This window comes from Vibrio sp. Y42_MX_L11 (assembly GCF_024181785.1).
Classification (GTDB): Bacteria; Pseudomonadota; Gammaproteobacteria; order Enterobacterales; family Vibrionaceae; genus Vibrio; species Vibrio diabolicus.
The window spans coordinates 99,427-124,371 of sequence record NZ_JAMZAP010000001.1; the positions used below are offsets into that span (position 1 = coordinate 99,427).

The 24,945-nt window shown below is 45.8% G+C and carries 21 protein-coding genes; 12 read left to right on the forward strand and 9 right to left on the reverse strand.

Annotated elements, in window-relative coordinates:
* The first annotated feature begins 141 nt into the window (after positions 1-141).
* The 8 genes from NL643_RS00405 (at position 142) to NL643_RS00440 (ending at position 9,557) form a co-directional block, all read left to right on the forward strand.
* Positions 142-1,302 (forward strand): ABC transporter substrate-binding protein, encoded by a 1,161-nt coding sequence (locus NL643_RS00405; RefSeq protein WP_253643717.1) that lies wholly within the window; start codon positions 142-144, stop codon positions 1,300-1,302.
* A gap of 9 nt (positions 1,303-1,311) precedes the next feature.
* The gene (locus NL643_RS00410) at positions 1,312-3,021 is read left to right on the forward strand and encodes an ABC transporter permease (RefSeq protein WP_253643718.1); all 1,710 of its coding nucleotides are present in this window, start codon (positions 1,312-1,314) and stop codon (positions 3,019-3,021) included.
* Positions 2,987-3,634, forward strand: a complete 648-nt coding sequence (locus tag NL643_RS00415) for an ATP-binding cassette domain-containing protein (RefSeq protein WP_253643719.1) — start codon at positions 2,987-2,989, stop codon at positions 3,632-3,634. Before NL643_RS00410 ends, NL643_RS00415 begins: the two co-directional genes overlap by 35 nt.
* Positions 3,627-4,238, forward strand: coding sequence for a CDP-alcohol phosphatidyltransferase family protein (locus NL643_RS00420; RefSeq protein WP_253643720.1), 612 nt, complete (start codon positions 3,627-3,629; stop codon positions 4,236-4,238). Before NL643_RS00415 ends, NL643_RS00420 begins: the two co-directional genes overlap by 8 nt.
* Before the next feature lie 124 nt (positions 4,239-4,362).
* A complete protein-coding gene (locus tag NL643_RS00425; protein ID WP_005393265.1) occupies positions 4,363-4,842 on the forward strand; it encodes a glycine zipper 2TM domain-containing protein in 480 nt (159 codons plus the stop codon).
* A 212-nt stretch (positions 4,843-5,054) separates the two neighbouring features.
* Positions 5,055-6,584 (forward strand): nitric oxide reductase transcriptional regulator NorR, encoded by a 1,530-nt coding sequence (norR, locus tag NL643_RS00430; protein WP_253643721.1) that lies wholly within the window; start codon positions 5,055-5,057, stop codon positions 6,582-6,584.
* Positions 6,585-6,758: 174 nt separating this feature from the next.
* Positions 6,759-8,420, forward strand: coding sequence for a hydroxylamine reductase (hcp, locus tag NL643_RS00435; protein WP_253643722.1), 1,662 nt, complete (start codon positions 6,759-6,761; stop codon positions 8,418-8,420).
* A gap of 81 nt (positions 8,421-8,501) precedes the next feature.
* The gene (locus tag NL643_RS00440; protein WP_182033827.1) at positions 8,502-9,557 is read left to right on the forward strand and encodes a hybrid-cluster NAD(P)-dependent oxidoreductase; all 1,056 of its coding nucleotides are present in this window, start codon (positions 8,502-8,504) and stop codon (positions 9,555-9,557) included.
* A gap of 230 nt (positions 9,558-9,787) precedes the next feature.
* Here NL643_RS00440 and NL643_RS00445 read toward each other — a convergent pair whose 3' ends face one another.
* From NL643_RS00445 to NL643_RS00455, 3 genes are all read right to left on the reverse strand, one after another.
* The gene (locus tag NL643_RS00445; RefSeq protein WP_005393271.1) at positions 9,788-10,729 is read right to left on the reverse strand and encodes a class I SAM-dependent methyltransferase; all 942 of its coding nucleotides are present in this window, start codon (positions 10,727-10,729) and stop codon (positions 9,788-9,790) included.
* 31 nt (positions 10,730-10,760) lie between these two features.
* On the reverse strand, positions 10,761-11,453 hold the full coding sequence (locus NL643_RS00450) for a TIGR01621 family pseudouridine synthase (RefSeq protein WP_005393273.1): 693 nt from the start codon (positions 11,451-11,453) through the stop codon (positions 10,761-10,763).
* An 82-nt stretch (positions 11,454-11,535) separates the two neighbouring features.
* The gene (locus NL643_RS00455) at positions 11,536-12,906 is read right to left on the reverse strand and encodes a sodium-dependent transporter (RefSeq protein WP_043884644.1); all 1,371 of its coding nucleotides are present in this window, start codon (positions 12,904-12,906) and stop codon (positions 11,536-11,538) included.
* A 430-nt stretch (positions 12,907-13,336) separates the two neighbouring features.
* On the opposite strand from NL643_RS00455, the gene cls reads away from it, so the two are divergent.
* From cls to NL643_RS00475, 4 genes are all read left to right on the forward strand, one after another.
* Positions 13,337-14,791 carry a cardiolipin synthase gene (gene cls, locus NL643_RS00460; protein WP_005393277.1) on the forward strand — a complete coding sequence of 485 codons (1,455 nt, stop codon included), beginning with the start codon at positions 13,337-13,339 and terminating at the stop codon, positions 14,789-14,791.
* Between the two features lie 241 nt (positions 14,792-15,032).
* The gene (locus tag NL643_RS00465; RefSeq protein ID WP_253643723.1) at positions 15,033-16,241 is read left to right on the forward strand and encodes a cystathionine beta-lyase; all 1,209 of its coding nucleotides are present in this window, start codon (positions 15,033-15,035) and stop codon (positions 16,239-16,241) included.
* Positions 16,242-16,462: 221 nt separating this feature from the next.
* The gene (locus NL643_RS00470; RefSeq protein ID WP_253643724.1) at positions 16,463-17,392 is read left to right on the forward strand and encodes a triacylglycerol lipase; all 930 of its coding nucleotides are present in this window, start codon (positions 16,463-16,465) and stop codon (positions 17,390-17,392) included.
* Between the two features lie 12 nt (positions 17,393-17,404).
* Positions 17,405-18,265: a lipase secretion chaperone gene (locus NL643_RS00475; RefSeq protein WP_253643725.1), complete on the forward strand. Its 861-nt coding sequence runs from the start codon at positions 17,405-17,407 to the stop codon at positions 18,263-18,265.
* 25 nt (positions 18,266-18,290) lie between these two features.
* On the opposite strand, the gene NL643_RS00480 is transcribed toward NL643_RS00475, so the two are convergent.
* The 6 genes from NL643_RS00480 to pspB form a co-directional block, all read right to left on the reverse strand.
* Positions 18,291-18,857 carry a DNA-3-methyladenine glycosylase I gene (locus NL643_RS00480; protein ID WP_048626232.1) on the reverse strand — a complete coding sequence of 189 codons (567 nt, stop codon included), beginning with the start codon at positions 18,855-18,857 and terminating at the stop codon, positions 18,291-18,293.
* 72 nt (positions 18,858-18,929) lie between these two features.
* Positions 18,930-22,040 (reverse strand): efflux RND transporter permease subunit VmeI, encoded by a 3,111-nt coding sequence (gene vmeI / locus NL643_RS00485; protein WP_253643726.1) that lies wholly within the window; start codon positions 22,038-22,040, stop codon positions 18,930-18,932.
* Positions 22,037-23,134 (reverse strand): efflux RND transporter periplasmic adaptor subunit, encoded by a 1,098-nt coding sequence (locus tag NL643_RS00490; RefSeq protein WP_006742843.1) that lies wholly within the window; start codon positions 23,132-23,134, stop codon positions 22,037-22,039. Before NL643_RS00490 ends, vmeI begins: the two co-directional genes overlap by 4 nt.
* Position 23,135: 1 nt before the next feature.
* Positions 23,136-24,167, reverse strand: coding sequence for an efflux RND transporter periplasmic adaptor subunit (locus NL643_RS00495; RefSeq protein WP_253643727.1), 1,032 nt, complete (start codon positions 24,165-24,167; stop codon positions 23,136-23,138).
* Positions 24,168-24,329: 162 nt separating this feature from the next.
* Entirely contained in the window at positions 24,330-24,719 is a 390-nt protein-coding gene (gene pspC / locus NL643_RS00500; protein WP_253643728.1) for an envelope stress response membrane protein PspC, read from the reverse strand.
* On the reverse strand, positions 24,712-24,945 hold the full coding sequence (gene pspB, locus NL643_RS00505; protein ID WP_005393293.1) for an envelope stress response membrane protein PspB: 234 nt from the start codon (positions 24,943-24,945) through the stop codon (positions 24,712-24,714). Before pspB ends, pspC begins: the two co-directional genes overlap by 8 nt.

Sequence of the window (24,945 nt, forward strand, 5' to 3'; positions counted from 1 at the left end):
TGAATCAATGAGTGATTCCGTTTGGGATTGTCATTGATAATAGAGAGAGATGGATTACTATCCTTGTAACAAAGCGGAGCGACTTGTTTAGACGTCAATAACGTCGGAAACGAGAATAAAAAGACATAACACGGAATAGATATGAAAAAGCTACTCAGTACCGTTGGCATTTTAGCCACCACTTTCGCGACATCTTCTTTTGCCAACTCATCGGTTGCTAGTGAATGGCAAAAAATCGAACAACAAGCCGACGGACAATCCGTCTACTTTCATGCTTGGGGCGGAAGCCAAGAAATTAATCGCTACATCCAGTGGGCGAGTAGAGAGCTAAAATCGCGTTATAACGTGACGCTAAACCACGTTAAAGTCACCGATATTTCTGAGACCACCACTCGACTTATCGCAGAAAAAGCCGCAGGTAAAAACAGCGGTGGCAGTGTTGATATGGTTTGGATCAATGGCGAAAACTTCAAATCAATGAAGGATAACCAATTGCTGTTTGGTCCTTTTGTTGAAGGTTTGCCAAGCTGGCAATACGTCGATAAATCATTGCCAATTGATGTGGATTTTTCAGAGCCGACTGAAGGTCTGGAAGCACCTTGGGGTGTGGGGCAATTAGTGTTTATCCATGATGAGCAAACCCTGCATAACCCTCCAAAATCATTCGCAGAAATGCTGAGTTACGCAAAAGCGTTTCCAAATCGCCTAACTTACCCTCGCCCACCAGAGTTTCATGGTACAAGCTTTATTAAAGCACTGTTGATTGAGTTGACCAACAACGATCCCGCTTTACAAAAACCAGTCACTGGTGAAACATTTGAGCAAATCACTCAACCGCTGTGGGCTTATCTAGATGAGTTCCATAAAGTCGCTTGGCGCGGTGGTAAACAGTTCCCAGGCGGTACAGCAGAAACCCTTCAACTACTGGATGATGGTCAGACTGACCTGGCAATTACCTTTAACCCGAACGCGGTTTTCTCTGCTCAGTCGAGCGGTAACCTTGCAGAAACCACCAAAGCGTATGCGATGGACGCAGGTGCACTCTCAAACATTCACTTCTTAGCGATTCCTTGGAACGCAAATGCCAGTGCCGGTGCGCAAGTTGCGATAAACTTTTTATTGAGCCCTGAAGCACAATCTCGCAAAGGTAACCTTAACATCTGGGGCGATCCTTCAGTGCTAAGCAGCCAATACCTAACAGGTTCGGCTAAAAATACTCAACAATTCAAATCTATCGCTGAGCCGCATCCAAGCTGGCAATCTGCCTTAGAAAAAGAATGGTTGAAACGCTACGGAAATTAATAAGAGCCCATGTTAAGAGCGCTATATTTAGTCATTATCGCTGTTTGTATTTTGCCTACCATTCCGGGACTACTCGGAGTGGTGGTCTCTGCGCTCGGTTATGTGCCTCCTATCGGCTTGCATCACTTTTCTTTAGATGGCTTTAACGCTGTTTTTGATTGGGAGGGTGTTTGGACATCCATCGGGCTGACTTTCTACTCTGCCATTTTCAGTAGCTACTTGGCTTGCTTGATCACATTTGCGATTTTGCAAGCATCGTGGGGCAGCAAGTTTTGGCGAAAAATTGAAGTAAGCCTCTCGCCACTTCTTGCCATGCCGCACGTAGCGTTTGCGATTGGCTTTGCGTTCTTGTTTGCCCCAACTGGTATGGGCGTTCGTGTTCTCAACCAACTGTTTGGTTACGATCCCAATGCGCAAACGGTGAATGACTTAGCATTGCTGATTAAAGACCCGCATGCATTCGGTTTGGTCATCATGCTTGCGATTAAAGAAGTGCCGTTTTTATTGTTGATGAGTATTCCTATTCTTCAGCAATTGAAAGTCGATAAGATTGAAAAAGTCAGTCATTCGATGGGCTACAGTTCGGCACAAGCGTGGTGGAAGTGCGTGTTCCCACAATGGATAGCAAAACTGCGCTTTCCAATGCTGGCGGTATTGGCTTACAGCTTGTCGGTTGTCGATGTTGCATTGATTATTGGCCCTACCAACCCACCAACATTTGCGGTTTTAGTGTGGCAGTGGTTTAACGACCCTGATTTATCGCTACTACCAAGAGCTGCCGCAGGCGCGGTAGTGTTGTTTGCGATCGCTAGCCTTGTGATTGGATTTGCACGCTTAATGGAATGGTGTATTACCAAAGGCTTCAAACGCTGGCAGTACTCTGGTCGAAACGGGTTTCGTTTACCCGGTAAGACCCTGTTTTCACTGATTGCGCTACTCGCACTTCTAATGATTCCACTCATGGTGGTATGGAGCTTTGCTCAACGCTGGCGCTTTCCAGATTTACTACCGAGCCGCTATAGCCTGCGTTTTTGGGAATACGGATGGCACAGCATTCTTGGCACGCTGGAACAGAGCATGCTGATTGCTGTTATCAGCGCGACCGTCGCTCTAGTCCTTGCCTTGATCGCACACGAGTATCGCCTTCGTTATCGCTGGCAGGTGCCCGGTTACATTATCGCCATCCCAATGCTGATTCCTCAGCTATCGGTGCTATTCGGTATGCAAGTAGTGACACTGTATTTTAACAGTAACGCGTATTTCTTTTGGGTATGCTGGGCGCATGTGTTCTTCGCATTCCCATTTATTTACCTCTCGCTAGACGGCCCGTGGCGCAGCTTCGACAACGGCTTAACTCGCGTCGCACTCAGCTTGGGTAAATCACCGATGCAAGCTTGGTTAAAAGTGAAACTGCCAATCCTCCTACCTGCAATTACATTCGCATGGGCGGTCGGTATTAGCGTAAGTCTGGCGCAATACCTACCGACACTGGTGCTAGGGGCTGGGCGCATTAGCACCATCACCACCGAAGCCGTTGCGCTATCCAGTGGTTTTGACCGACGTGTCACCGCGATTTATGCCATTTGGCAAGCACTCTTGCCGTTCTTGTTCTTCTCTTTTGCGATACTACTAAGCCGCTTGCACGTGAAGTATCGCCGCTTGTCTATAAAAGGTTTACTACTGAATGAGTCTTTGTCTCGAAAACCTCGCCATCCGTAAAACCAATGGCGACACGCTTTTCTCAGCGTTCAACATGACCGTAGAGAAAGGTGAAATTGTTACTCTGATGGGACCAAGCGGTTGTGGTAAATCCACTTTGTTGGATGCCATTGCTGGACACCTCTCCGCCGAGTTCAACTACTCTGGCTCCATTACGCTTGATAACGAAAAGTTGGATGCCCTCCCTGCACATAAGCGGCAGGTTGGTATTCTATTCCAAGAAGATTTGCTCTTCCCTCACTTAACGGTATGGGAGAATCTTGCATTCGCGCTACCAAACTCAATCAAAGGTGAGGAGCGTAAAGCACACGCCATGCAAGCACTTAAGAACATTGCATTGACCAAACTTGCCGAATCCTTCCCAGATCAAATCTCCGGAGGACAACGCGCCCGTATCTCATTGACTCGTATGCTGCTGGCAAAGCCGAAAGTTGCGCTACTTGATGAACCCTATAGCAAGTTGGATAAAGACCTGCGTGTACAATTTCGCAACTGGGTGGTCAAACAATTACAGCAAGCGAACATCCCTACTTTGATGGTAACGCACGATGAGGATGATATTCCTGATGGCAGCCGCTGCCTAAATTGGCCGTGGGAGACAAACCATGCTTGATAGCCTGAGTATAAAGCTCATCCGCAAACCGCTGGCACTCAGTGCGACATACCTCGATAAATGTGGCATCACCGCAAATCAGACGACAGTATTTGGTTTTGTGCTTGGCTGTTTTGCCCTACCGGCTTTGATCGCCGAACAGTACTTGTTGGCGTTGCTGTTTATTTTGCTGAACAGAATCTGTGATGGATTAGACGGCGCACTGGCGAGAATTCAAGGCATTACCGATGCGGGTGGTTTTCTCGATATCAGCTTGGATTTTCTGTTCTATTCCCTGATTCCTTTTGGTTTTGTGTTGGCAAACCCAGAACAAAATGCCATTGCAGGGGCATTTTTGATTTTTTCCTTTGTCGGGACGGGAAGCAGCTTTTTGGCTTTTGCCATCATGGCAGGCAAACAAGGCATCGATAATCCAGTGTATAAACACAAATCTCTCTACTACATGAGCGGTTTAACCGAAGGTACTGAAACCATTGGTTGTTTGGTGCTATTTTGTTTGTTACCGCAACACTTTGCCGTCATTGCTTATATCTTTGGTGCAGCATGTTGGTTTACCACACTCACACGTATTTACTCTGGGTTTCATACGCTTAAAGGCCATTAAACCACTTAGAAGTTCACGTTTTCTTGAGAGAACAGCCGCTAAGTACCTGTTTTATATAACACTAAAGCATATATTAAATTGGGGTATATACTCTTTGGATGGAGAGAAATCATTCGGAGGCTATATGAAAAAATACGTCAAGCTAGGTATGCTGCTCATCATGTCTTGTATTGTTATGCTTAGCGGCTGTACCTCACCTAACCCGTACGGAGATGCATACGGCTCTTCAGACACGCGCAAAGTTCAGCAGGTTTACTACGGAACGATTGAAAAAGTTGAACCAGTAACCATTGATGCCTCTACCCAATCCAACGCCATAGGCACAATCGCTGGTGCCGCCGTGGGTGGTATATTAGGCTCAAAAGTCGGGGGCGGCTCTGGCTCGGATATCGCAGCTATTGGTGGTGGTCTTCTGGGTGGTTATGCCGGCAGTAAAGCTGCTGAAGCAACCGCGAAACGAAATGGTGTGAATCTGACTATTCGCTTAGAGGATGGAAAAATAATCTCTGTCGTTCAAGAAGCAAACCCAAACATGATTTTTCAGCCAGGCCAAGCGGTTCAAATCAACATGTCTGGCAATGAAGCAAGGGTTGTTCCTCGCTAATTTGAACGCGGTTACTCCTTTCCATTGGTCTGCTGTTTTGTTTCAAAGAGCTTAATCCGCGCAAGCGTACGTTGCTTACTCATCGGCTTGCGCGATTCTATTTGTATCAAGTTTGATCGTCGTCAATGGAACATCAATCTCCCACACCTTTCGATGTTCAAATGACATCAAGTTGCTAGCATGAGCCCATTCCAGATAACTTTGGGCTTGTTATGACTCCGACTGTTGACCACGTACTCCTTAATATCGCGCTAAACCTCAGCTCTAATCGCTCTCACGAACAACAATATCAAAACCTCATTGATGGGGTCGCGCAAGTATTCCCATGTGATGCTAGTTGCCTGTTTATCTTCGATGAGGATGGGTTTCTGACTCCTGTCGCGGTAAAAGGCTTATCCAGCTCGGTCTTAGGTCGTCGCTATTTCCCCAAAGCACATCCACGCTTAGATGCCATTATTCATAGCCGTGAACCAGTGCGTTTCGATGCCGATTGTTCACTGCCTGATCCTTTTGACGGCACACTATTAACCGAAAACCAGTGCATTGATGTTCACGATTGCATGGGCTTTAGCTTGTATGTGGAAGGACAACTTGTTGGCGCACTAACCATGGATGCCCTAACGGTGGGCGCGTTTGATGATATCGATCCTGTCGCTATCGAAACCTTGGCGGCTTTGACCGCTGCGACATTGCGTAACATTGCTCAATTAAAAGCGCTCAAAGCACAAAACCAAAAGCAGAAAAGCGTCACTCAAACCCTTATCCAACAAGCCCGTTCCCAACATGGCGAAATGGTGGGTTTGAGTCCGCAGATCAACCAGTTACGAAACAGCATTGCGACCGTTGCTCAATCGGATTACGCGGTACTTATCACAGGAGAGACCGGTACTGGTAAAGAACTGGTCGCGCACTCGGTGCACGCGCAATCTCATCGTAGCGATAAGCCGATGATTTACGTCAACTGTGCGGCCCTGCCTGAAGGTCTGGCTGAGAGTGAACTGTTTGGCCATGTCAAAGGCGCATTTACAGGAGCTAATAGCCACCGTGCCGGTAAGTTTGAACTGGCAGACGGTGGAACGATTTTCCTTGATGAAGTGGGCGAACTGCCTTTGATTTTGCAGGCAAAATTGCTGCGCGTAATTCAGCAAGGCGAGCTGCAACGTGTGGGTAGCGATCAGCATTTGATGGTCAATGTGCGCATCATCGCCGCGACCAATCGACAGCTGGAAAAAGAAGTCGAAGCTGGCGCATTTCGAGCAGACCTTTTCCACCGTTTAAACGTATTCCCAATCCAAGTTCCCCCACTTCGTGCCCGTGACGGTGATATTCCCGTTTTAGCCGGATATCTGTTAGAAAAGGTACGCCAACAATTTAATGCGCCCAATCTGCACGTTCACCCTAAAGTGTTGACTCAACTGGAGTCTTTACCTTGGTACGGAAACGTACGCGAGCTCGAACACACTTTAACTCGCGCGGCTTTACACGCCATTCAACAAGGTGCGAGCACGATCATGCTTAACCATTTCGACACCTCACTGGCTCTCGATGATGTAAAAAACACATCGCATTATCTGCCTAAAGAAAGCCAGCCAATGCGAGAGCTAATAGAAAGCTATCAGCGTGATTTAATTGAACATGCTTTGAGCCAAACTGGTGGCGTTTGGGCAAAAGCAGCGGAGTTTTTACAAATGGATCGCGGGAACTTATATCGGATGGGTAAAAAGCTCGGGATCAATAAATAACCAACCACAAGAAGCCGATGTAATTAAGACATCAACTGCGTTGTCTTAATTACATCAATCACTCATCTAAAAACGATAAAATTGAATATAAATCAATAAGATAACAATTGGCACGCATTCTGCTCTCTAGTGGTCAACATCACGACTATTAAAACAATCACTGGAGAACCCAATATGTTCTGTATTCAATGTGAACAGACAATTCAAACCCCTGCTGTTAAAGGTTGTTCTTTTGCACAAGGCATGTGTGGCAAAACTTCTGAAGTATCAGACCTACAAGACGTGTTGGTTTACACACTGCAAGGGGTTTCTTTTTGGGCATCAAAAGCACTTGAATTCAATATCATTAACGATGAAATCAACCAATGGGCACCAAAAGCATTTTTCTCTACATTGACGAACGTAAACTTCGACCCTGAACGTGTCCTAGAGCTGACTTCTCAAGCAGCAACTTACAAAGTATTGCTAAAAGAGCAAGTGATGTCTGCAGCCACGCTCGCCGATACCGAAGTTGCTGACATTCCTGCGGTTGCTCACTTTGAGCTGCCAAACAGTGCAGAAGCAATCTTAGCTTTTGCTCCTCAAGTTGCCGTTAACCGTGGTAAAGACCAAGTACATGAAGATGTTATTGGCCTGCGCCTACTTTGCCTATACGGCCTTAAAGGTGCCGCAGCGTACATGGAGCACGCACGTGTTCTTGAGCAAACAAACAACGATATCTATGCCGAATACCATGAAATCATGGCGTGGTTGGGCACAGATCCTGAAGATCTCGGCGAACTACTTGATTGCTCAATGCGCATTGGCCTAATGAACTACAAAGTGATGGAAATGCTCGACCAAGGTGAAACAACGACCTTCGGCCATCCAGAACCAACCACGGTGAACGTCAAGCCAGTAAAAGGCAAATGCATTCTTGTTTCTGGCCATGATTTGCATGACCTAGAAAAAATCCTGCAACAGACTGAAGGCAAAGGCATTAACGTTTACACCAACGGCGAAATGCTGCCTGCACACGGCTACCCTGAGCTGAAGAAATACCCTCATCTCGTCGGTAACTACGGCAGCGCATGGCAAAACCAGCAGAAAGAATTCGCAAACTTCCCTGGCGCAATCGTAATGACGTCAAACTGCTTGTTGAATCCAAATGTGGGTCAATACGCAGACCGTCTATTCACCCGTAGTATTGTTGGCTGGCCTGGTGTGGCTCACATCGAAGGCGATGATTTTAGCCAAGTGATTGAATGTGCCCTAGCGCAAGACGGTTTCCAACACGATGAAATCGAACACCACATCACGGTTGGTTTTGGGCGCAATGCACTGATGAACGCCGCCCCTGCGGTTATCGACCAAGTGAAGCAAGGTAACATCAAGCACTTCTTCCTAGTCGGCGGTTGTGACGGCGATAAAGCGGAACGCAGCTACTACACCGATTTTACGGCTGAAGCGCCAGAAGATACGCTAATCCTGACGTTGGCGTGTGGTAAGTTCCGCTTCAACAAGAATACGTTTGGCGATATCAACGGCATCCCTCGCCTATTGGATGTGGGCCAATGTAACGATGCTTACTCTGCAATCCAGCTTGCACTTGCACTGGCGAAAGAGTTTGACTGTGACATCAATGAACTGCCACTCACACTTGTGCTTTCTTGGTTCGAGCAAAAAGCGATCGTTATCTTGCTAACGCTATTTGCATTGGGCGTGAAAGGCATTTACACAGGCCCTACTGCACCAGCATTCCTAACGCCAAACCTAATCGCCATCATCCAAGAGAAGTTCGATATGCGCAGTATTGGCAATGTTCAGGATGATCTAAAAGCCATCCTAGCAGCTTAATAAACTTGCTTGTTACGCGCCTCCTTACGCGGAGGCGCTATCTATTTCGAACCAAAAATAGCCACAACCAAAGAGATTGTTATGTTTTTTGAATGGCAAGGTAACCAACCCGTCACACTCCGTTGCATCGACAAATACTTCGAAACACACGACACCGTCAGCATCAAATTAGCCGAGCTAACCGAGTCACTTCTGTTTCAGTTTAAGCCTGGCCAGTTTATTAACTTGGGCGTCGAAATTGATGGAAAAATGGAGTTTCGTGCCTATTCAATCAGCTCGATCAATGAAGACGATCACCTTCAACTCACCATCAAACGAGTATCTGGCGGTAAAGTATCGAACTACATCGTTGACTCGCTGCTGCTCGGTGATACCGTTCAAGCATTACCACCAGCGGGCGAATTTAACTGCATTGACCACCCACCCGTTTTACGTGATGGTGAAACAAAAGCCTTGCTTATCAGTGCAGGTTGCGGCGTCACGCCCGTATTTTCGATGGCAAAACACTGGCTGAGTGAGCAAGATGAAAACGACAACGATGTGGACATCGCATTTCTTCATATCGCACGCAGCCCTGAAGAGACGATTTACTACGATCAGCTAGAAACATTCGACGCTGTGTATCCCAACTTCCATTTAAAGCTGTTGCTGAAAAACCGCGAAGGAACGTCACACCCACAAGGTCGTTTGAATGCCGACTGGCTTAAAGAGCTTGTTCCTGATTTCAAGCAACGCACCGTTTACCTGTGTGGTCCAAGTCAGTTCATGCAAGATGTTCACGGCTATTTGAATGACCTTGGTTTTGACATGACGAACTTCTACCAAGAGAGTTTTACGCCAGCGACTGGCGCAGAAACATCGGTCTCCGATGAAGTTGTTCGTGTTTCTGCTCCTGACTTTGCTCAAACTATCGATGCGCAAAAAGGTCAGGTACTGGCCGATGTGCTTGAAGGCGCAGGTTTACCATTAATCGTCGCTTGTCGTAGCGGCATTTGTGGCTCGTGCAAATGCAAGGTTCGTCAAGGCAGCGTCTCTTCCACCAGCCTAGAAACATTAACGCCAGAAGAAATTGAACAAGGCTATGTGCTCGCCTGCTCATCAACCATCGAAGCGGATCTTGAAGTGCAGATCGGTTAATGCTGCTGGTATCGATCTTTTATTGTTTCCCGTCATTCCGACGAGCCTAGGCGAGATCAGAAACCTAATATCAGCGTGTTAGGAATAACTCATTCTGATAATAGACTCTGAATCACACTCGCGTCTCGCTATTCAGATTGACGGGGTATCGCGGAGATGCCAGCCGTACTCAAACGGCTGGTATTATAGATAGTTACAACTTTTAGATAGGTACAACTTTCGTTTCGTCGTCATTGCTTCTGGCTAAACAGCAACACTTTCAATGCTGCTTCGCTGTCTACGTCCATAAACTCTGGTGGGTTATCCAGACGCTCACGGAATGTCAACTCTGGCGCTTCTTCTTTCATGCTTTCAATCAAGAAGTCGCTTGTCACAGATGGCGAGTTCACACATGCCATCACTTGACCGCTGTCTGCCAACAAATCCGGCAACCGACGTAAAATCTTTTTGTAGTCTTTCGTAAGCGCAAAGCTGCCTTTCTGGAATGAAGGCGGATCGATGATAATCAAATCATACTGACCAGATTTTTTAATCTTACCCCACGATTTAAAGATATCGTGCCCCATAAAGCTTACCTGGTTGATGTTATGACCATTTAGCTTGTGGTTCTCACGACCTTTAGACAGCGATGCTTTCGCCATGTCGACGTTAACCACTTTATCTGCGCCCCCCGCAATGGCAGCGACAGAAAAGCCACACGTGTAAGCAAACAAGTTAAGCACGTTTTTATGCTTCGCATTTTCGCGTACCCAATCACGACCGTAGCGCATGTCCAAAAACAGACCGAAGTTTTGGTTGCGGCCAATATCCAATTGGTATTTCAAACCGCTTTCTTCAACGACAGGGCGAGCGTCTAATTCACCGACAAGCACTTCTGAAGGCGCACCATCGGCATAACGGTGCTGAAGAACCATAGTGCGACCTTGCTTGTCTGCCCACAGTTGTGATTGTACCAACGCATTGAGGCCGCTTTTCAGCTCAGCGAGAAACGCGTCGTCGACTTCTTTAAACAAGTTGATGATCAACTGACCTTGTAACCAGTCACAGGTAATTTGCTCTAAGCCCTCAAAACGACGGCCACGACCATGAAACAGTCGACGAATTTCGTTCGGAGCTTGCGTGAGCTCGGTTTCTAGATGCTGAAAAAACAGCGGAAGTTGTGATGCTTGCATCGAGTTCTCTTATTAGTTTTCTTTGTGACGGTTATTTGATCGTAGGCCAGTTCAGTTCCCAAGGGGAAAGCCAAGTATCCAAACCCTGAGAGACGATTTCACTGTGCCATTTGCTACCTAGCACTTGGTATTCTCGTGGATCGCAAACAAAGCGATATTGCTCATCTCGGTATTGGAAGCAAAGTGAAAATGCATGCAGGTAACCGCGATCAGCCTCATTGCCTGCATTGTAAATCGGGTCACCAACAATACCTGAGCCAACCGATTTTAATGCCACGCGGATTTGATGCGTTTTACCAGTGTGCGGCTTACATAAAAATAGGCGTTCTCCGGGCTCTGCCGCAAGAGAGAAAAACTGGGTAACGGCTGGGTTATTTTTGTTGTTGACCAGCTTCCATGATGAACGGCGCGAACGCTCCATATCACCAACGACCAAACCTTGTTTCTTTTTCGGCTTTTTAGAGCCAATCGCCAGATAGAACTTTTCCACTTGGCGGTCAGCAAAGGCTTGCGATAACGCACTGGCCGCTTTGGCGTTGCGTCCGAGGAGCAGAATACCCGATGTCATTTTATCCAAGCGATGGATAAGATAGAGCTGCTCATCACCACTCTGCTTAGCCACTTCTTGCAGCAGCATTGTGTCGCCATCGTCTTTATGAACAGAGACGTTGGGATGCTTATTGATGATCAGAAAATCGGGATGGGTATGTAGAATATCGAACATAAAAAAACTGGCTCCACGTTTGGAGCCAGCAGTATACATAAGTTATCGGACAAAGCTATCGAGGCTTGCCCCAAGGCCTGAGCTAGAGCTTTCTAGAGAAAATACCAGCAAGACCAATGATCGCGATACCCAGCAGCATGATTTCACCTTTACCACTATCAAAGCCAGACTTAATCCCCATGAAGGCAACAATAGCGATCGCAACAGGAATCAAGTATTTAACTAGGTTGTACCACAATCCAAATAGCGGGAAGGATACTTCGCCGTCATTAGTGATCTCTTTTTCTAGCTCAGCACGGCTTAGGCGCCATCCTGCAAAGATACAAACCAACATACCACCAACCGCTAAGAAGATTTTGTCCGTTAGCAAGTCGAAGATATCAAAGGCACCGGTACCGAACAGCGTTGGTCCCATTCCACCTAACGATAGTGACGCAAAAATACATAATGCAGCCATAACTGCACTTGCAGACAGAACAGCGTTAGAGCGCTTCATGCCTTTCTCATCGATTAGGTAAGACACGACAACTTCCAATAGTGAGACTGAAGAAGTTAATGCAGCCACCGTCAAGCCGATGAAAAATAGCAACGCGAATAGCAACCCAATCACACCGCCCATTTCAGCAAATAGTTGAGGAACGACAACGAATACAAGACCTGGGCCTGCCGCAGGTTCCATACCGAAGGCAAACATAGCTGGGAACATAGCAACGCCAGCAAGAATCGCTACACCTGTATCCATCGCTGTAACCATACCGGTTGTTTGAACTAGGTTCTCTTTCTTCTTCAGGTAAGAACCGTACGTCATCATACAACCCATACCTAAGCTAAGTGAGAAGAACGCCTGCCCTAGTGCAGCAAGAACCACGTTGCTGTCGACTTTAGAAAAGTCCGGCATGAATAAGAACTCAAGGCCAGCCATTGCACCTGGCAGCATTAAGCCCTTAACAGAAACAACGATCAGGATTAAGAACAGAAGCGGCATCAGAACCTTACCGGCTTTCTCAATACCACCCGAGATCCCTTTCATCACAATCATGACGTTAAGGAACAGGTAAACACCCATCCACATGAGAGGCTGAATCGGATCTGAGATGAAACCGCCAAAGCTGTCGCCAATTGCTTCTGGCGCGCTGAGTAGACCACCGCCCACTTTAAAGATGTAGGCCAATGCCCAACCACCAACCACTGGGTAGAAGCCCATGATCAAAAGACCACTAAAGACTCCCATAACGCCAGTGAACGTCCAGCGTCGGTCAGTTGTTTTGAATGCACCTACGGCAGAAAGACCTGTCTTACGACCAATAGCGAACTCTGTCAGCATCACGCTAAAGCCGATAAAAATAACAAAGATAAGGTAGATAGCAACGAATGCACCGCCGCCACTCTCACCCGCTGTGTAAGGGAATTTCCATATATTGCCTAAACCGACAGCGGAACCCGCTGCTGCCATTACGAAGCCTAGTTTAGACCCCCACGTATCACGTGGTGCTGCTGTATTAGTTGTAGCCACGCTTTTTCTCCAAAATTAGTTTGTTGTGTATGCATAGAGATAGGCGTCTAAAAAGTTTATGTAAAAATTATTGTACACTTATAAAATAAGCGTTCGACGCACTATGTCTAGAAAGTAAAGCAGCTCCCCTTTAAAATTGGAACCCCAAAAAAGTACATTTATCGCACAAGTGTCGAGTTACGCAGGTTAAATGCTGCTTTTTTGTTCAAAAGTTAAAGAATGGCCTTATTTTTCACATTAAAATAACAGAATCAGCTGTTATGAAATTCGTTCCTCATATAAGGTCAATCCCACGTCTAAATGGGAAATCTATTCCCCCAACCCACTTTTATGCTTAATATCCTAGAAGGGCATATTACTCTGAGCGTATATGGACAAGTTTTATCACTTTCTTACTTTAGCTGGCATCGGGCTATATTGGTTACTGGTCGCAGGTGTGACCATTCGTGTCGTTTTAAAGCGCCGTGCAGTGAGCGTGTCTTTAGCTTGGCTAATGATCATTTATATCCTTCCCGTTCTGGGTGTCGCGTGTTATTTCCTCTTCGGTGAACTGAACTTAGGCAGAAAACGGGCCGAACGCGCAAAAGAGATGTTTACACCATTCGAGAAATGGTTCAGTCAGTTAAACGACTGTAACGCGCACAACCCAGAAACAATGGGAAGGCACATCTACCGAATTGATGAACTTTGTAACAACCGCCTTGGTCTTCCCGCATTGAGCGGTAATACATTGTCGCTGCAACAGTCACCTAATGAGATTTTGCATTCCATTATTGAAGACATCGAAAATGCGCAGAGCAGTATTCGAATGGTATTCTACATTTGGCATCCAGGTGGTTTGGCTGACTCTGTCGCTTCTGCACTTATCCAAGCGGCTAAACGCGGCGTAGATGTCAAACTATTGCTCGATTCAGCAGGTAGTCCACGTTTTTTCAGAAGTCCTTGGTATCGAATGATGCAGGATGCTGGAATTGAAGTTATTCAAGCGCTAGAAGTGAAGATGTGGCGTATTTTCTTACGTCGTCTTGATCTTCGCCAACATCGCAAGATCATCGTAATTGATGATGAAATTGCTTATACAGGTTCAATGAACTTGGTTGACCCGGCTTACTTCAAGCAAAACAGTGGCGTCGGGCATTGGGTGGACATCATGGTTCGCATTACAGGACCAACGGTAAACGTATTGAGTGCCATCCACTGTTGGGATTGGGAAGTCGAAACTGGCGAACGTCATTTACCAAGACTACCTGAATGCAAGATCGATGAGAGTGAATTCCAACACCCTATTCAGGTTGTGCCTTCTGGCCCTGGTATGCCGGAATATCTGATCTATCAAGTATTAACATTGGCAATCAACCAAGCCAATCGCTCGGTACGAATTACAACGCCATATTTCGTGCCCAATGCAGACTTACTTGAAACGTTAAAGATGACAGCACAACGAGGCATTGATGTTGAACTCATTATTCCACATAAAAATGACTCAATGATGGTGCAATGGGCGTCACGCGCTTTTTATAGTGAGCTTTTGTGTGCAGGAGTCAAAATCTATGAGTTTTACGGTGGTTTGCTGCATACGAAATCCGTCGTAATTGACGACCAATTCTGTTTAGTTGGCACCGTAAACATGGATATGCGCAGCTTGTGGCTGAACTTCGAAGTTACCCTCGCCGTTGACGACGAAGAGTTCACGAAGCAAATGTCTTGGTTACAAGATAGCTATATTAAGCAATCTCACACTGTTGTATTGGAAGAATGGGAGAAAAGAAGTCTATTTTCTCGATTCTTAGAGCGAGTATTCTATCTCTTCAATCCACTCCTCTAACACCTCAAATACACCGACTAAAAAAACCTCCAGCGCTTCAAACATCTTGCCGGAGGTTTGTTCTACTTACGTTTTTCACCTTAGCGATACACTCTAAGCCTACAACTCAACCTTTCAGCTTTGACGCCTTCACTCGATAATCTCGGCTATTATTGGGTGATAGTTGACTTTTCCCTTGCAAACGTTATGTCGTCCATGTTTTAAATAATCAAAATCGTAATATTTAAGACAGGGAACTTTTATGTCAGAGGGCAAAAAAACCAAGCTCATTACCGCTGGCCGCGATAAAAAGTGGACAAACGGTGTTGTAAACCCACCCGTTCAACGCGCTTCAACCGTGGTATTCAACACGGTTGCAGAGAAGAACCAAGCCACCATGAACCGCACCAATAAAACATTATTTTATGGTCGCCGTGGCACCAACACGCACTTCGCTTTTCAAGATGCAATGGTTGAGATTGAAGGTGGATCAGGTTGTGCTCTCTACCCTTGTGGCACGGCAGCAATTTCAAATGCGATTCTCTCTTTCGTCGAAACTGGCGATCACATTCTGATGGTGGACACTTGTTACGAACCAACTCGTGATTTTTGTAATACCATCATGAAGAAAATGGGCATCGAAACTACCTATTATGATCCAATGATTGGAGAAGGTATTCGTGATTTGATTCAACCAAATACCAAAGTCCTTTTCCTAGAATCTCCGGGGTCAGTCACAATGGAGGTGCAGGACGTACCAACATTGGCGCGCATTGCTCACGAGCACGATATTATTGTGATGCTTGATAACACATGGGGAGCTGGCGTGAACTTCTCACCATTTGAACATGGTGTCGATATTTCCATTCAAGCCGCCACCAAATACATAGTTGGTCACTCTGATGTAATGTTAGGTACAGCGGTAGCTTCCGAAAAATACTGGCCCCAACTGCGTGAACAAAGCTACTTGATGGGCCAATGCGTTTCTCCTGACGACGCATACCTAGGCCTTCGTGGTATTCGCACGCTGGATGTTCGCCTAAGACAACACGCAGAAAGTAGCTTGAAAGTCGCCAAGTGGCTGACTTCTCGTCCGGAAGTTGATCATGTCCGCCATCCAGCTTTGGAATCATGCCCTGGGCATGAGTTTTTCAAACGCGATTTCACTGGCGGAAACGGCTTATTTTCATTTGTTCTCAAAACGTCTTATCCAAAAGCGACGACGGCTCTGCTTGATGGTATGAAACACTTCAGTATGGGTTATTCTTGGGGCGGGTATGAAAGCCTCATTCTAGCTAACGAACCAAAGAGCTTTAACAGCTTGAGAACCGTAGCGCACCCACACTTTGAGGGCACTTTAGTTCGAATTCATATTGGCTTAGAAGACGTGGATGACTTGCTCGCCGATCTAGAGGCTGGTTTTGCACGCTATAACGCGTTAATTTTAGAAAAAGAAGTCTCTCTAAAATAGTAATTGAATCGCCCTGCTTCGCGGGGCGTTTTTATAACTCGCTGACTTAATTAGAATTACCTAACATTCCCACCACCTATTCGTTAATGTTAATCATTTGTGTTGTTTTTCAATTGAGCAGTCACAGAATGAAATAATGTGCCACAAATAGGCTTTCCAAATTTAGAGTTTCTCTCCTACTTTTTATCATTCATAAGAGGTCATACCACAAGGAGATAGTTTTGAAACTCAAATTCATAGCGCTAATACTTTTTACCTTAATTACCGTCCCAATAACCACCGTACACGCCGCAACGGGTTATACCCAAACCAAGTATCCAATTGTTCTGGTTCATGGATTATTTGGTTTTGATACCCTCGCAGGCGTAGATTACTTTTTCGGAATACCACATTCCTTAACGAAAGACGGCGCTAAAGTTTATGTCGCGCAGGTATCCGCGACCAACAGCAGCGAAGTTAGAGGGGAGCAACTGCTTGCTCAAGTAGAAACCTTACTTGCTGCAACAGGCGCAGAGAAAGTCAATCTCATCGGTCACAGTCATGGTGGTCCAACAACGCGCTACGTCGCCTCTGTCCGTCCTGACCTAGTCGCATCAGTTACGAGTATCGGTGGCGTTAATAAAGGGTCTAAAGTGGCAGATTTAGTTCGTGGCACCGTATCTGAGGGTTCTGGCAGCGAGCAGCTCGCGGTAAAACTGGCGCAAGGCTTAACCACTCTTATTGATCTTCTATCAGGCGGTTCTGATCTCGACCAAGACCCTTTAGCCTCACTAGCAGCATTAACCACGGAAGGATCATTAGCGTTTAACCAACACTACCCAGAGGGAGTCCCTACCAGTGAATGTGGTAATGGTGACTTGCTGGCTTCAAATGGCGTTTATTACTACTCATGGACTGGATCTTCCACTTTTACAAACGTTTTCGATCCGACTGACGCTGCCATGATGGTACTTGGCTTAGCCTTTGATGGGCCGAATGATGGCTTAGTTGGTGCGTGCAGCACACATTTAGGCAAAGTCATACGTGATGATTATCAAATGAACCATTTGGATGAAATTAACGGCCTACTCGGTATTCATCATCTTTTTGAAACCGATCCAGTCACGCTTTATCGCCAACATGCAAATCGTCTCAAACTTCAAGGTTTATAAGAGGTCATCACAATGAAGAAAGTCGCTCTCACCACTTTTATCCTGCTCTCGATGTTTGGCGTGGGAGCGCTTTCTCTGTTGCAAAGCGACAAACAACAAGAGATAACCTCTAACCATTCGCCATCTCAGCAAGATATAGCCGCCGATGTCTCTTCCCCAAAAGACTTCTTCGAATATTCTCTTAGCCGACTGGGCGAAGAAGATCTCGATACGATCAAAGCGGAAGTCAATGATGACACTTTAGCAAAACAAACACTGAATATTGATGCCAAACTTTTTCAGACCTACCTTTCCTACAAGCAAGCGCTCTCTGCATTGGAGCCTTTTGAGCATAACCAACTAACGCTTGAACAGCTAACCAAGCTGAATGAAGCGATACTGAATTTACAACTTCAATACTTTAGCGAGGTCCAGATAGCTCAATTGTTTGACGAAGAAAACCGACTTCGCCAACTTGCATTGGAAAAGCTGACGATTAAAAAACAGGCATCGGATATCGAGAGTCAAACACACCTTCTCAATCAAGCGTTATCAGAACAACCAGATTATATCCGAGAGAGTGAACGCAATAACGCATTAACGGAGCAACTCGAGCGAGCTTCTCAGCTTGATTCACAAGATAAGTACATCGCCCGTGTTGCTCTGGTGGGAGACGCTGGAGCGCAAAGGCTGCAAAAGCTTGATGAGCAAAGAGCATCATTTGAGACTCAACTCGCCACTTACTTAAAACAGCGTCAAGATATTCTGAATAGGGATTTTCTAGGGCAAGATGAAAAACAGTCAGAAATCATTGCTTTAAGAAAACAAAGCTTCGATGCAGCTCAATGGCGTCGAATCGAAGCTTTGGAACGTATCCATGATAGCCAGAATTAACGATATAAACTGAACAAGCCAAACGTTACTTATTCTGCTTTTTAGGACATCCAACGATATGGTCATCCACCATGCCAACGGCTTGCATGAAAGCATAACAGATGGTTTCACCGACAAACTTGAAGCCTTTCTTTTTTAGGAACTTACTCATGGCTTTGGATTGCTCTGTCGAAGCTGGTACGTCACTCATATGCTGCCATTGATTGACGATTGGTTCGCCATCCACGAACTGCCACAACGCGTCTGATAAACTTCCGTATTCAGCAATTAACGCTTTTGCCGCTTTGGCATTACTGAAAACCGAGTTAACCTTTCCGCGATGTCTCACAACATCGAAGTTTTCCACGATGTATTCAGTGCGTTCTTCATTTCTTTGTTCCAACGCATCTAGGTCGTAATTCTCGAACGCTTCTCTATACCCTTCGCGCTTTTTAAGAATGGTGATCCAACTAAGCCCAGCTTGCGCACCTTCCAACGTAATAAATTCAAACAGGGTTTGGTCGTCATATACTGGCACGCCCCATTCGGAATCATGATATTCGCGCTCTAATGGGTGATTCATCGCCCACGCACACGTTTTTTGTTCTGTCATTATTCTTCCTTAAAAAGCGCCTCTAACTGATGAGCTAGAGGCGCGATACTTTTCATCGTTATATCAGTAGCACTAAGCCTGTTTCGGTACTGCCACTTTATGGAATAAACGATACAACACTGGCACGACAATCAGTGTCAGTACTGTCGCAAAGCCCAAACCAAACATAATCGTAACCGCCATTGGTTTGAAGAAAATATCTGGTAATAGTGGGATCATACCAAGGATCGTCGTGATTGCAGCCATACACACAGGACGAACACGGCTTACCGCAGCATCAACGACCGCATCATAAGCCTCTTTACCCGATTTCATTTCTATTTCAATTTGGTCCAGTAATACGATGCCATTTTTGAGCACCATTCCCGATAAGCTTAAGAAGCCGAGCAATGCCATAAAACCAAACGGCGTGTTGAGTGCCAACAAACCGGTGGTGACACCAATTAACGCCAGCGGCACGGTAAGCCAAACAATGAGTGGCTCTTTGATAGAGTTAAATAGGAATACAGTGATCAAGAACATGAACAAGTACCCCATTGGCATGGTAGTAAACAGCGACTCTTGAGCATCACCTGAAGATTCGTATTCACCACCCCATTCTAGTGAATAGCCAGGAGGCATTTGAATCGCTTCAATTTGGGGCTGTAAACGTTTTTGCAACGTCGATGCGGTTTCTTCACCTAGAATATCAGGGTCTGCCATCACAGTGAGCATACGCTTACGGTTCTTACGTACGATGATAGGATCCTCCCAACGCATGTCGTAACCCATTGTGACTTGTTGAAGTGGGATAAACTCACTCTGTGCTGGACTCCATATTTTCATCCCTTCAATGTTACGAATATCAATGCGTTCATCTTCAGGTAAACGAGCCACGATAGGCATGAGCGTCGTGCCGTCTCGGTAAAGGCCTATCGTCATTCCAGAGAATGACATGGACAAGAAGTCATCGACATCTGATTTGGTAATGCCATAGCGACGTGCCTGACTCTCATTAAACTGAGGCTCAAGAACTTGGGTTCGTTCACGCCAATCATGCCTGATATTTGTTGCCTGAGGATCGGCGTACATGATGTCCTTGACCTGAGCGGCTATCGTACGAAGGATTGTTGGATCAGAGCCAATAATGCGTGCTTCAATTTTTGCACCACCACCAGGGCCTAACTCAATCTGTTTGAGCTTGTAATTGATTTCTGGGTAGTTGGCTTTTAAATACTCTCGAAACTTCGCCATCAATGGTTTTAACGCTTCGTAATTTTCCATACGAGTGGTTATCTCACCATAAGCCGCATAACTTTTCTCTGGCGCGTACGTTAGCATAAAGCGCTGTAAGCCTTTACCTGCAGTCGTCGTGATATGGTCGACATGCTCTTGCTTAGCTAACCAACTTTCTAGCTCTTTAAGCGTTGTGTCGGTGGCGCGAATATCAGTTCCTTCCGGCATCCATACATCTAACTGAAAAATCGGCGTTGTCGAAGATGGGAAAAACGCTTGCTTCACAAAGGTGAACCCGTAAACACTTGCCGCTAATCCCGCAATCAGCACCACAACGGTAAACCAAGCTCGACGCATACAAAACTGAAGAAACTTTTTATAAATAACGAAAATAACCCCGTTATATGGATCATTTTCTTCCCCTTCACCTTGTTTAATCTTCTGGCCTTTAAAGAAGATGTCAGCAAAGAATGGTGTCAACGAGATAGCGGTAAACCAACTCAACATCAATGAGATCAGCAGAACCGTAAACAAAGTGCCACAGTATTCACCCGTCGAGTCTTCAGACAGTCCAATGGGCGCAAATGCAGTTACCGCGATCACAGTTGCCCCAAGTAATGGCCACTTGGTTTGGGTAACGATATCAGTCGCCGCTTGGAGTCGAGTTCGTCCTTTTTGAGTACCAATCAAAATCCCTTCAACCACGACAATCGCATTATCCACCAACATACCTAACGCGATAACCAAGGCACCTAATGAAATCCGCTGCAAATCTATCGCGAGATACTTCATGAAAATGAACGTACCCAACACCGTCAGCAGTAAAATCAAACCGATAAGCAGACCTGAACGTAGCCCCATAAAGAACAGAAGTACGATAATGACGATACCAACGGCTTGAGCCAAGCTGACAACAAAACCGCTAACCGATTTATCCACTTCTTTAGGCTGACTGTAAATTTCCGAGATTTCGATACCAACAGGTTGTTGGTACTTTAGCTCTGCAAGGCGATGATCAAACGCTCTTCCGACTTCAACGACATTGACGCCTTCAGCAAAAGAAACACCCACGTTTAGTGCGAGGCTGCCGTTAAAATTAATAATATTATTCGGGACTTCTACATAACCACGTTTTATTTCCGCTACATCTTTCAAGAAGATGAGCCCCTGAGCTCCCGACTCAGTAATCAACAAATCGCCTAGCTCATCCACACTCTGGAACTCGCCAGTCGGCTGAATTCTGATGTACTCGTCACCAATTCTGATCGCCCCTGCGTCAGAAACCACGTTTTGCGTCGAGAGAAGATTAAAGACCGTATCGGGGGAAAGTCCTATACTGCTCAGCTTTTTCATCGATACTTCGATGAAAACTTGCTCTTGCTGTTGCCCGGATACCGAAACTTTACTCACGCCATCAACCAGTTCGAGCTCTCGGCGTAAGTAATCAACGTAATCCAGTAGCTCTTTATAGCTATAACCGTCGCCAGTCACCGCTAACAAAATCCCGTAAACATCACCAAAATCATCGATCACTTGAGGTTCATTCACACCCGGAGGCAACGTCCCTTTAAGGTCATTCACTTTACGGCGTAACTCATCCCAGATTTGTGGCAGATCATCAGGGCCATAATTGTTCTTCATCGTGACTGTGATTTGCGATAATCCTCGGCTAGAAATCGAATTCACTTCATCAACATAAGTAAGCTGCTGAATCGCTTTTTCGATCGGATAAGTCACTTCTTCTTCGACTTGTTGCGGCGTCGCACCAGGATAAGAGGTCACCACCATAGCATCTTTGATGGTAAAAGCAGGGTCTTCAAGACGCCCCAACCCAAAGAATGCAGCGATACCACCAATCAAAAAGATCAGTGCGACCATCCAACTGATGACACGATTTCGGATGAAGTACGCAGCAATACCGGTCACATCATCATCACTTTGAGGCACTGATTTATTAAGATCTCTCATAGACCGGCCTCCTGCGTAGCCATTTCCTGTATCACTTCCACTTTCATGCCATCCCTTAACCGAGAAACACCGGCAATCACAACTTTGTCTTTCAGCATGAGACCATCAAGGATTTGAATGGATGTTTTAGATGCTTTACCTGCTCGAACCTGTCTGCGCGATACCGTATTGTCATCATTCAGTACCCAAACAAATTTGTTTTCCCGCCCCAGCTCGTCACCGTCCGCATTGAAAATGGCTTCAATAGGAACATTAATTCCTAAATTGAGATCCAAGCCAACGTTCTTATCTTTGGAGGTCACCTCAACGGCCATCCCATCTAGGATGTATTCTTCTTCCGGCATAGGAAGCGATAATGTGACGGTAAACGTGCCTGTTGTTGGGTCTGGCTCAGTCGTAAATTCTTTCACGGTCGCGTTGTACTCGTTACCACTAGGCACGCGCACCAATGCTTTTATCGCGGTAAGTCTTTCTTCCGTTGGCGGTTGGTTCACATAGAGCCTGTCTGGAAGTTGAATCAGCACCTCTACTCGCTCCAAACTATGAATATTGACGATATGCTGTCCGACTTGGACATTTTCGAATTGCTCGATATTAACTCGAGAAATGATCCCATCCACAGGCGCCTTTAAGGCAGTAAATGATAAACGGAGTTTCGCTAACTTAAGCTCAGCCAGAGCGATTTGTCGTTGTGCTGCAATTTCATCAAACTGAGACTTAGCTAATAGGCCTTTATCAACCAAAGGACGTGAACGGCGATACTGACTGTCAACAACAGAAAAACGCGCACTCGCATTATCTACATCCAACTCATAGTCCGTAGGGTCCAACGTTGCGATAACATCACCCTTCGTGACTTTATCGCCCTCTTTTACCATGATGCGGCTGACTTCTCCTGCCACTCGGAAACTCAAATGAGAGCGATCCGCTGCATTCGCAACCGCAGGGAAATATAAGTTGTCATCCACCCGATTTCCCGCTAGTGAGGTAACTCTTACACGCGGTGTCTCAAGAGCTTTTTCTGGTGCCTTATCGCCACAACCAACAAGAAGAAACGTTGAAAATAATGCCGCTAGAGAGATGATTCCTTTCATATTACAACCCTCTTTCCTTAATCCACGCTCTTACCTTAATTCCGGGTTCAATTACACTAACACCAGAGATAATGATTTGATCGCCATCGTTAAGCCCAGCTAACACTTGGTTTTTGTCATTCATCTGAATAGCGGCTTTGGACACAATGCCTTGCTCATCAACACGCCAAACGTACGTTTTGCCGTTCTCTTCTAGCAGCGCGGAATTAGGAATTTTTGTTGCACCAGCATTTTTTGATAGGAGGTAAGCATTACCTGACATGCCCGGTAAAAGGCCTATTTCTGATGGTCGCTCCATAACCATAGTGACTTTGTAACTACCGGTTTTAGGATCGGCTTCTGTATCGATTTCTTGAAAGGTCAAGTCAAATGACTGCTCGGGGAAAGCGTCAAAGACCATTCTGGCAGAGACATCGCTCCCCTGCGTGTAACGGTTTAGCAGATAGTCAGGGACTTGGAATATCACCTTAAGCAGTTGGTTGGATTGGATATTCATCACGCCTTCTTTTGCAGCAACATACTCATGGTTTTCTGCTGGAATATACGAAATCGTACCATCATATGGCGCGACAAGTTTGGTATACCTTAAATTTGCCTTTGCTTGATTCCACTGAGCTTTGGCTGAGTTGTGATTCGCTTTTGCCTCATCAAAGTCTTGTTCGGACACCACTTGGTCTTTACGTAACTTTTGGTATCGCTTGTACTGCACGTCTGCGAGCGCGAAATTTGCCCGAGCTTGCTGTTCAAGCAGAGAATATTCATCAGGATTCAGTGAAGCCAATACATCGCCTTTGCTGACAACTTGACCTTCATTCGCCTCAATCGTTTGAAGAAGTCCAGGAACTCGAAACGTCAGTACCGCTTTATCACCAGCTTCCGTCGTGGCAGGAAAGTGTCGTTCAAATTGGGCATTGCCAACAGATACTGTAAATAGCTTCGCGGGGCGGGATTCAGGTTCTGGAACAGGGGGAAGTTCTTTGCCACACCCCGACAACACAACCGAGATGGCGACAGGAATGAGCAATCTTCTCATTACATTCATCCATAAAAAATTAAGGGATTATTTTTAAAGTAGATGAATTCTGGGCGAACTTCCAGAGTTGAAAAGATTAATAGTGCTTTAAAATTAGTAATTTGTGACAAAAAAGCAGGCTTTGTGCCTGCTTCGTTTAAATCTTCTTTGGATGCGGAGTGTTTAGAGCTTGCTGAACTCCCGATTCACCCTATATGTATCAGACGTAACATACGCTTCCATGTTACGGATTTTGCCATCAAGACAGTCAAAATCGCGTTCCAACACACTGAGCAATTGGTCCGGACTTTGTCCTTTCTGCCAAGGCTTACTTTTAAGTGTGTGCTCTTGTTGCGCTCGGATATTTTCAGAATACGTCACTGGTTGCTTTTCTAACATAAACGCCATCGCGACGTATGCTAACAACACCAAAAACGTACCGCCCAACAGCGCTGCAGAAATCACTACAATACGAATCAACCAAACCTCTGCACCAAAGTAGTTGGCAATTCCGGCGCAAACACCGGAGATTTTGCCATTTACTGGGTCACGATACAGCTCTCGATTAGTCATACTTGCGTCTCCATGTTGGTGACTCAGCATCCAAGATGCGCTCCAATGTATCGACTCGGGACTGCATCGCTTCCGCTTTTTCAGATAGTACCTGAAGGCGCTCTAAATCTTGGCTCGACAGTGCACTATCTGTTTTGCGTTTGCTGCGATAGTGTAAGAAGAGCCATAGTGGAGCGACAAAGATTAAAAAGACAATCACTGGTCCTGCTATAAAAAATGCCGACAT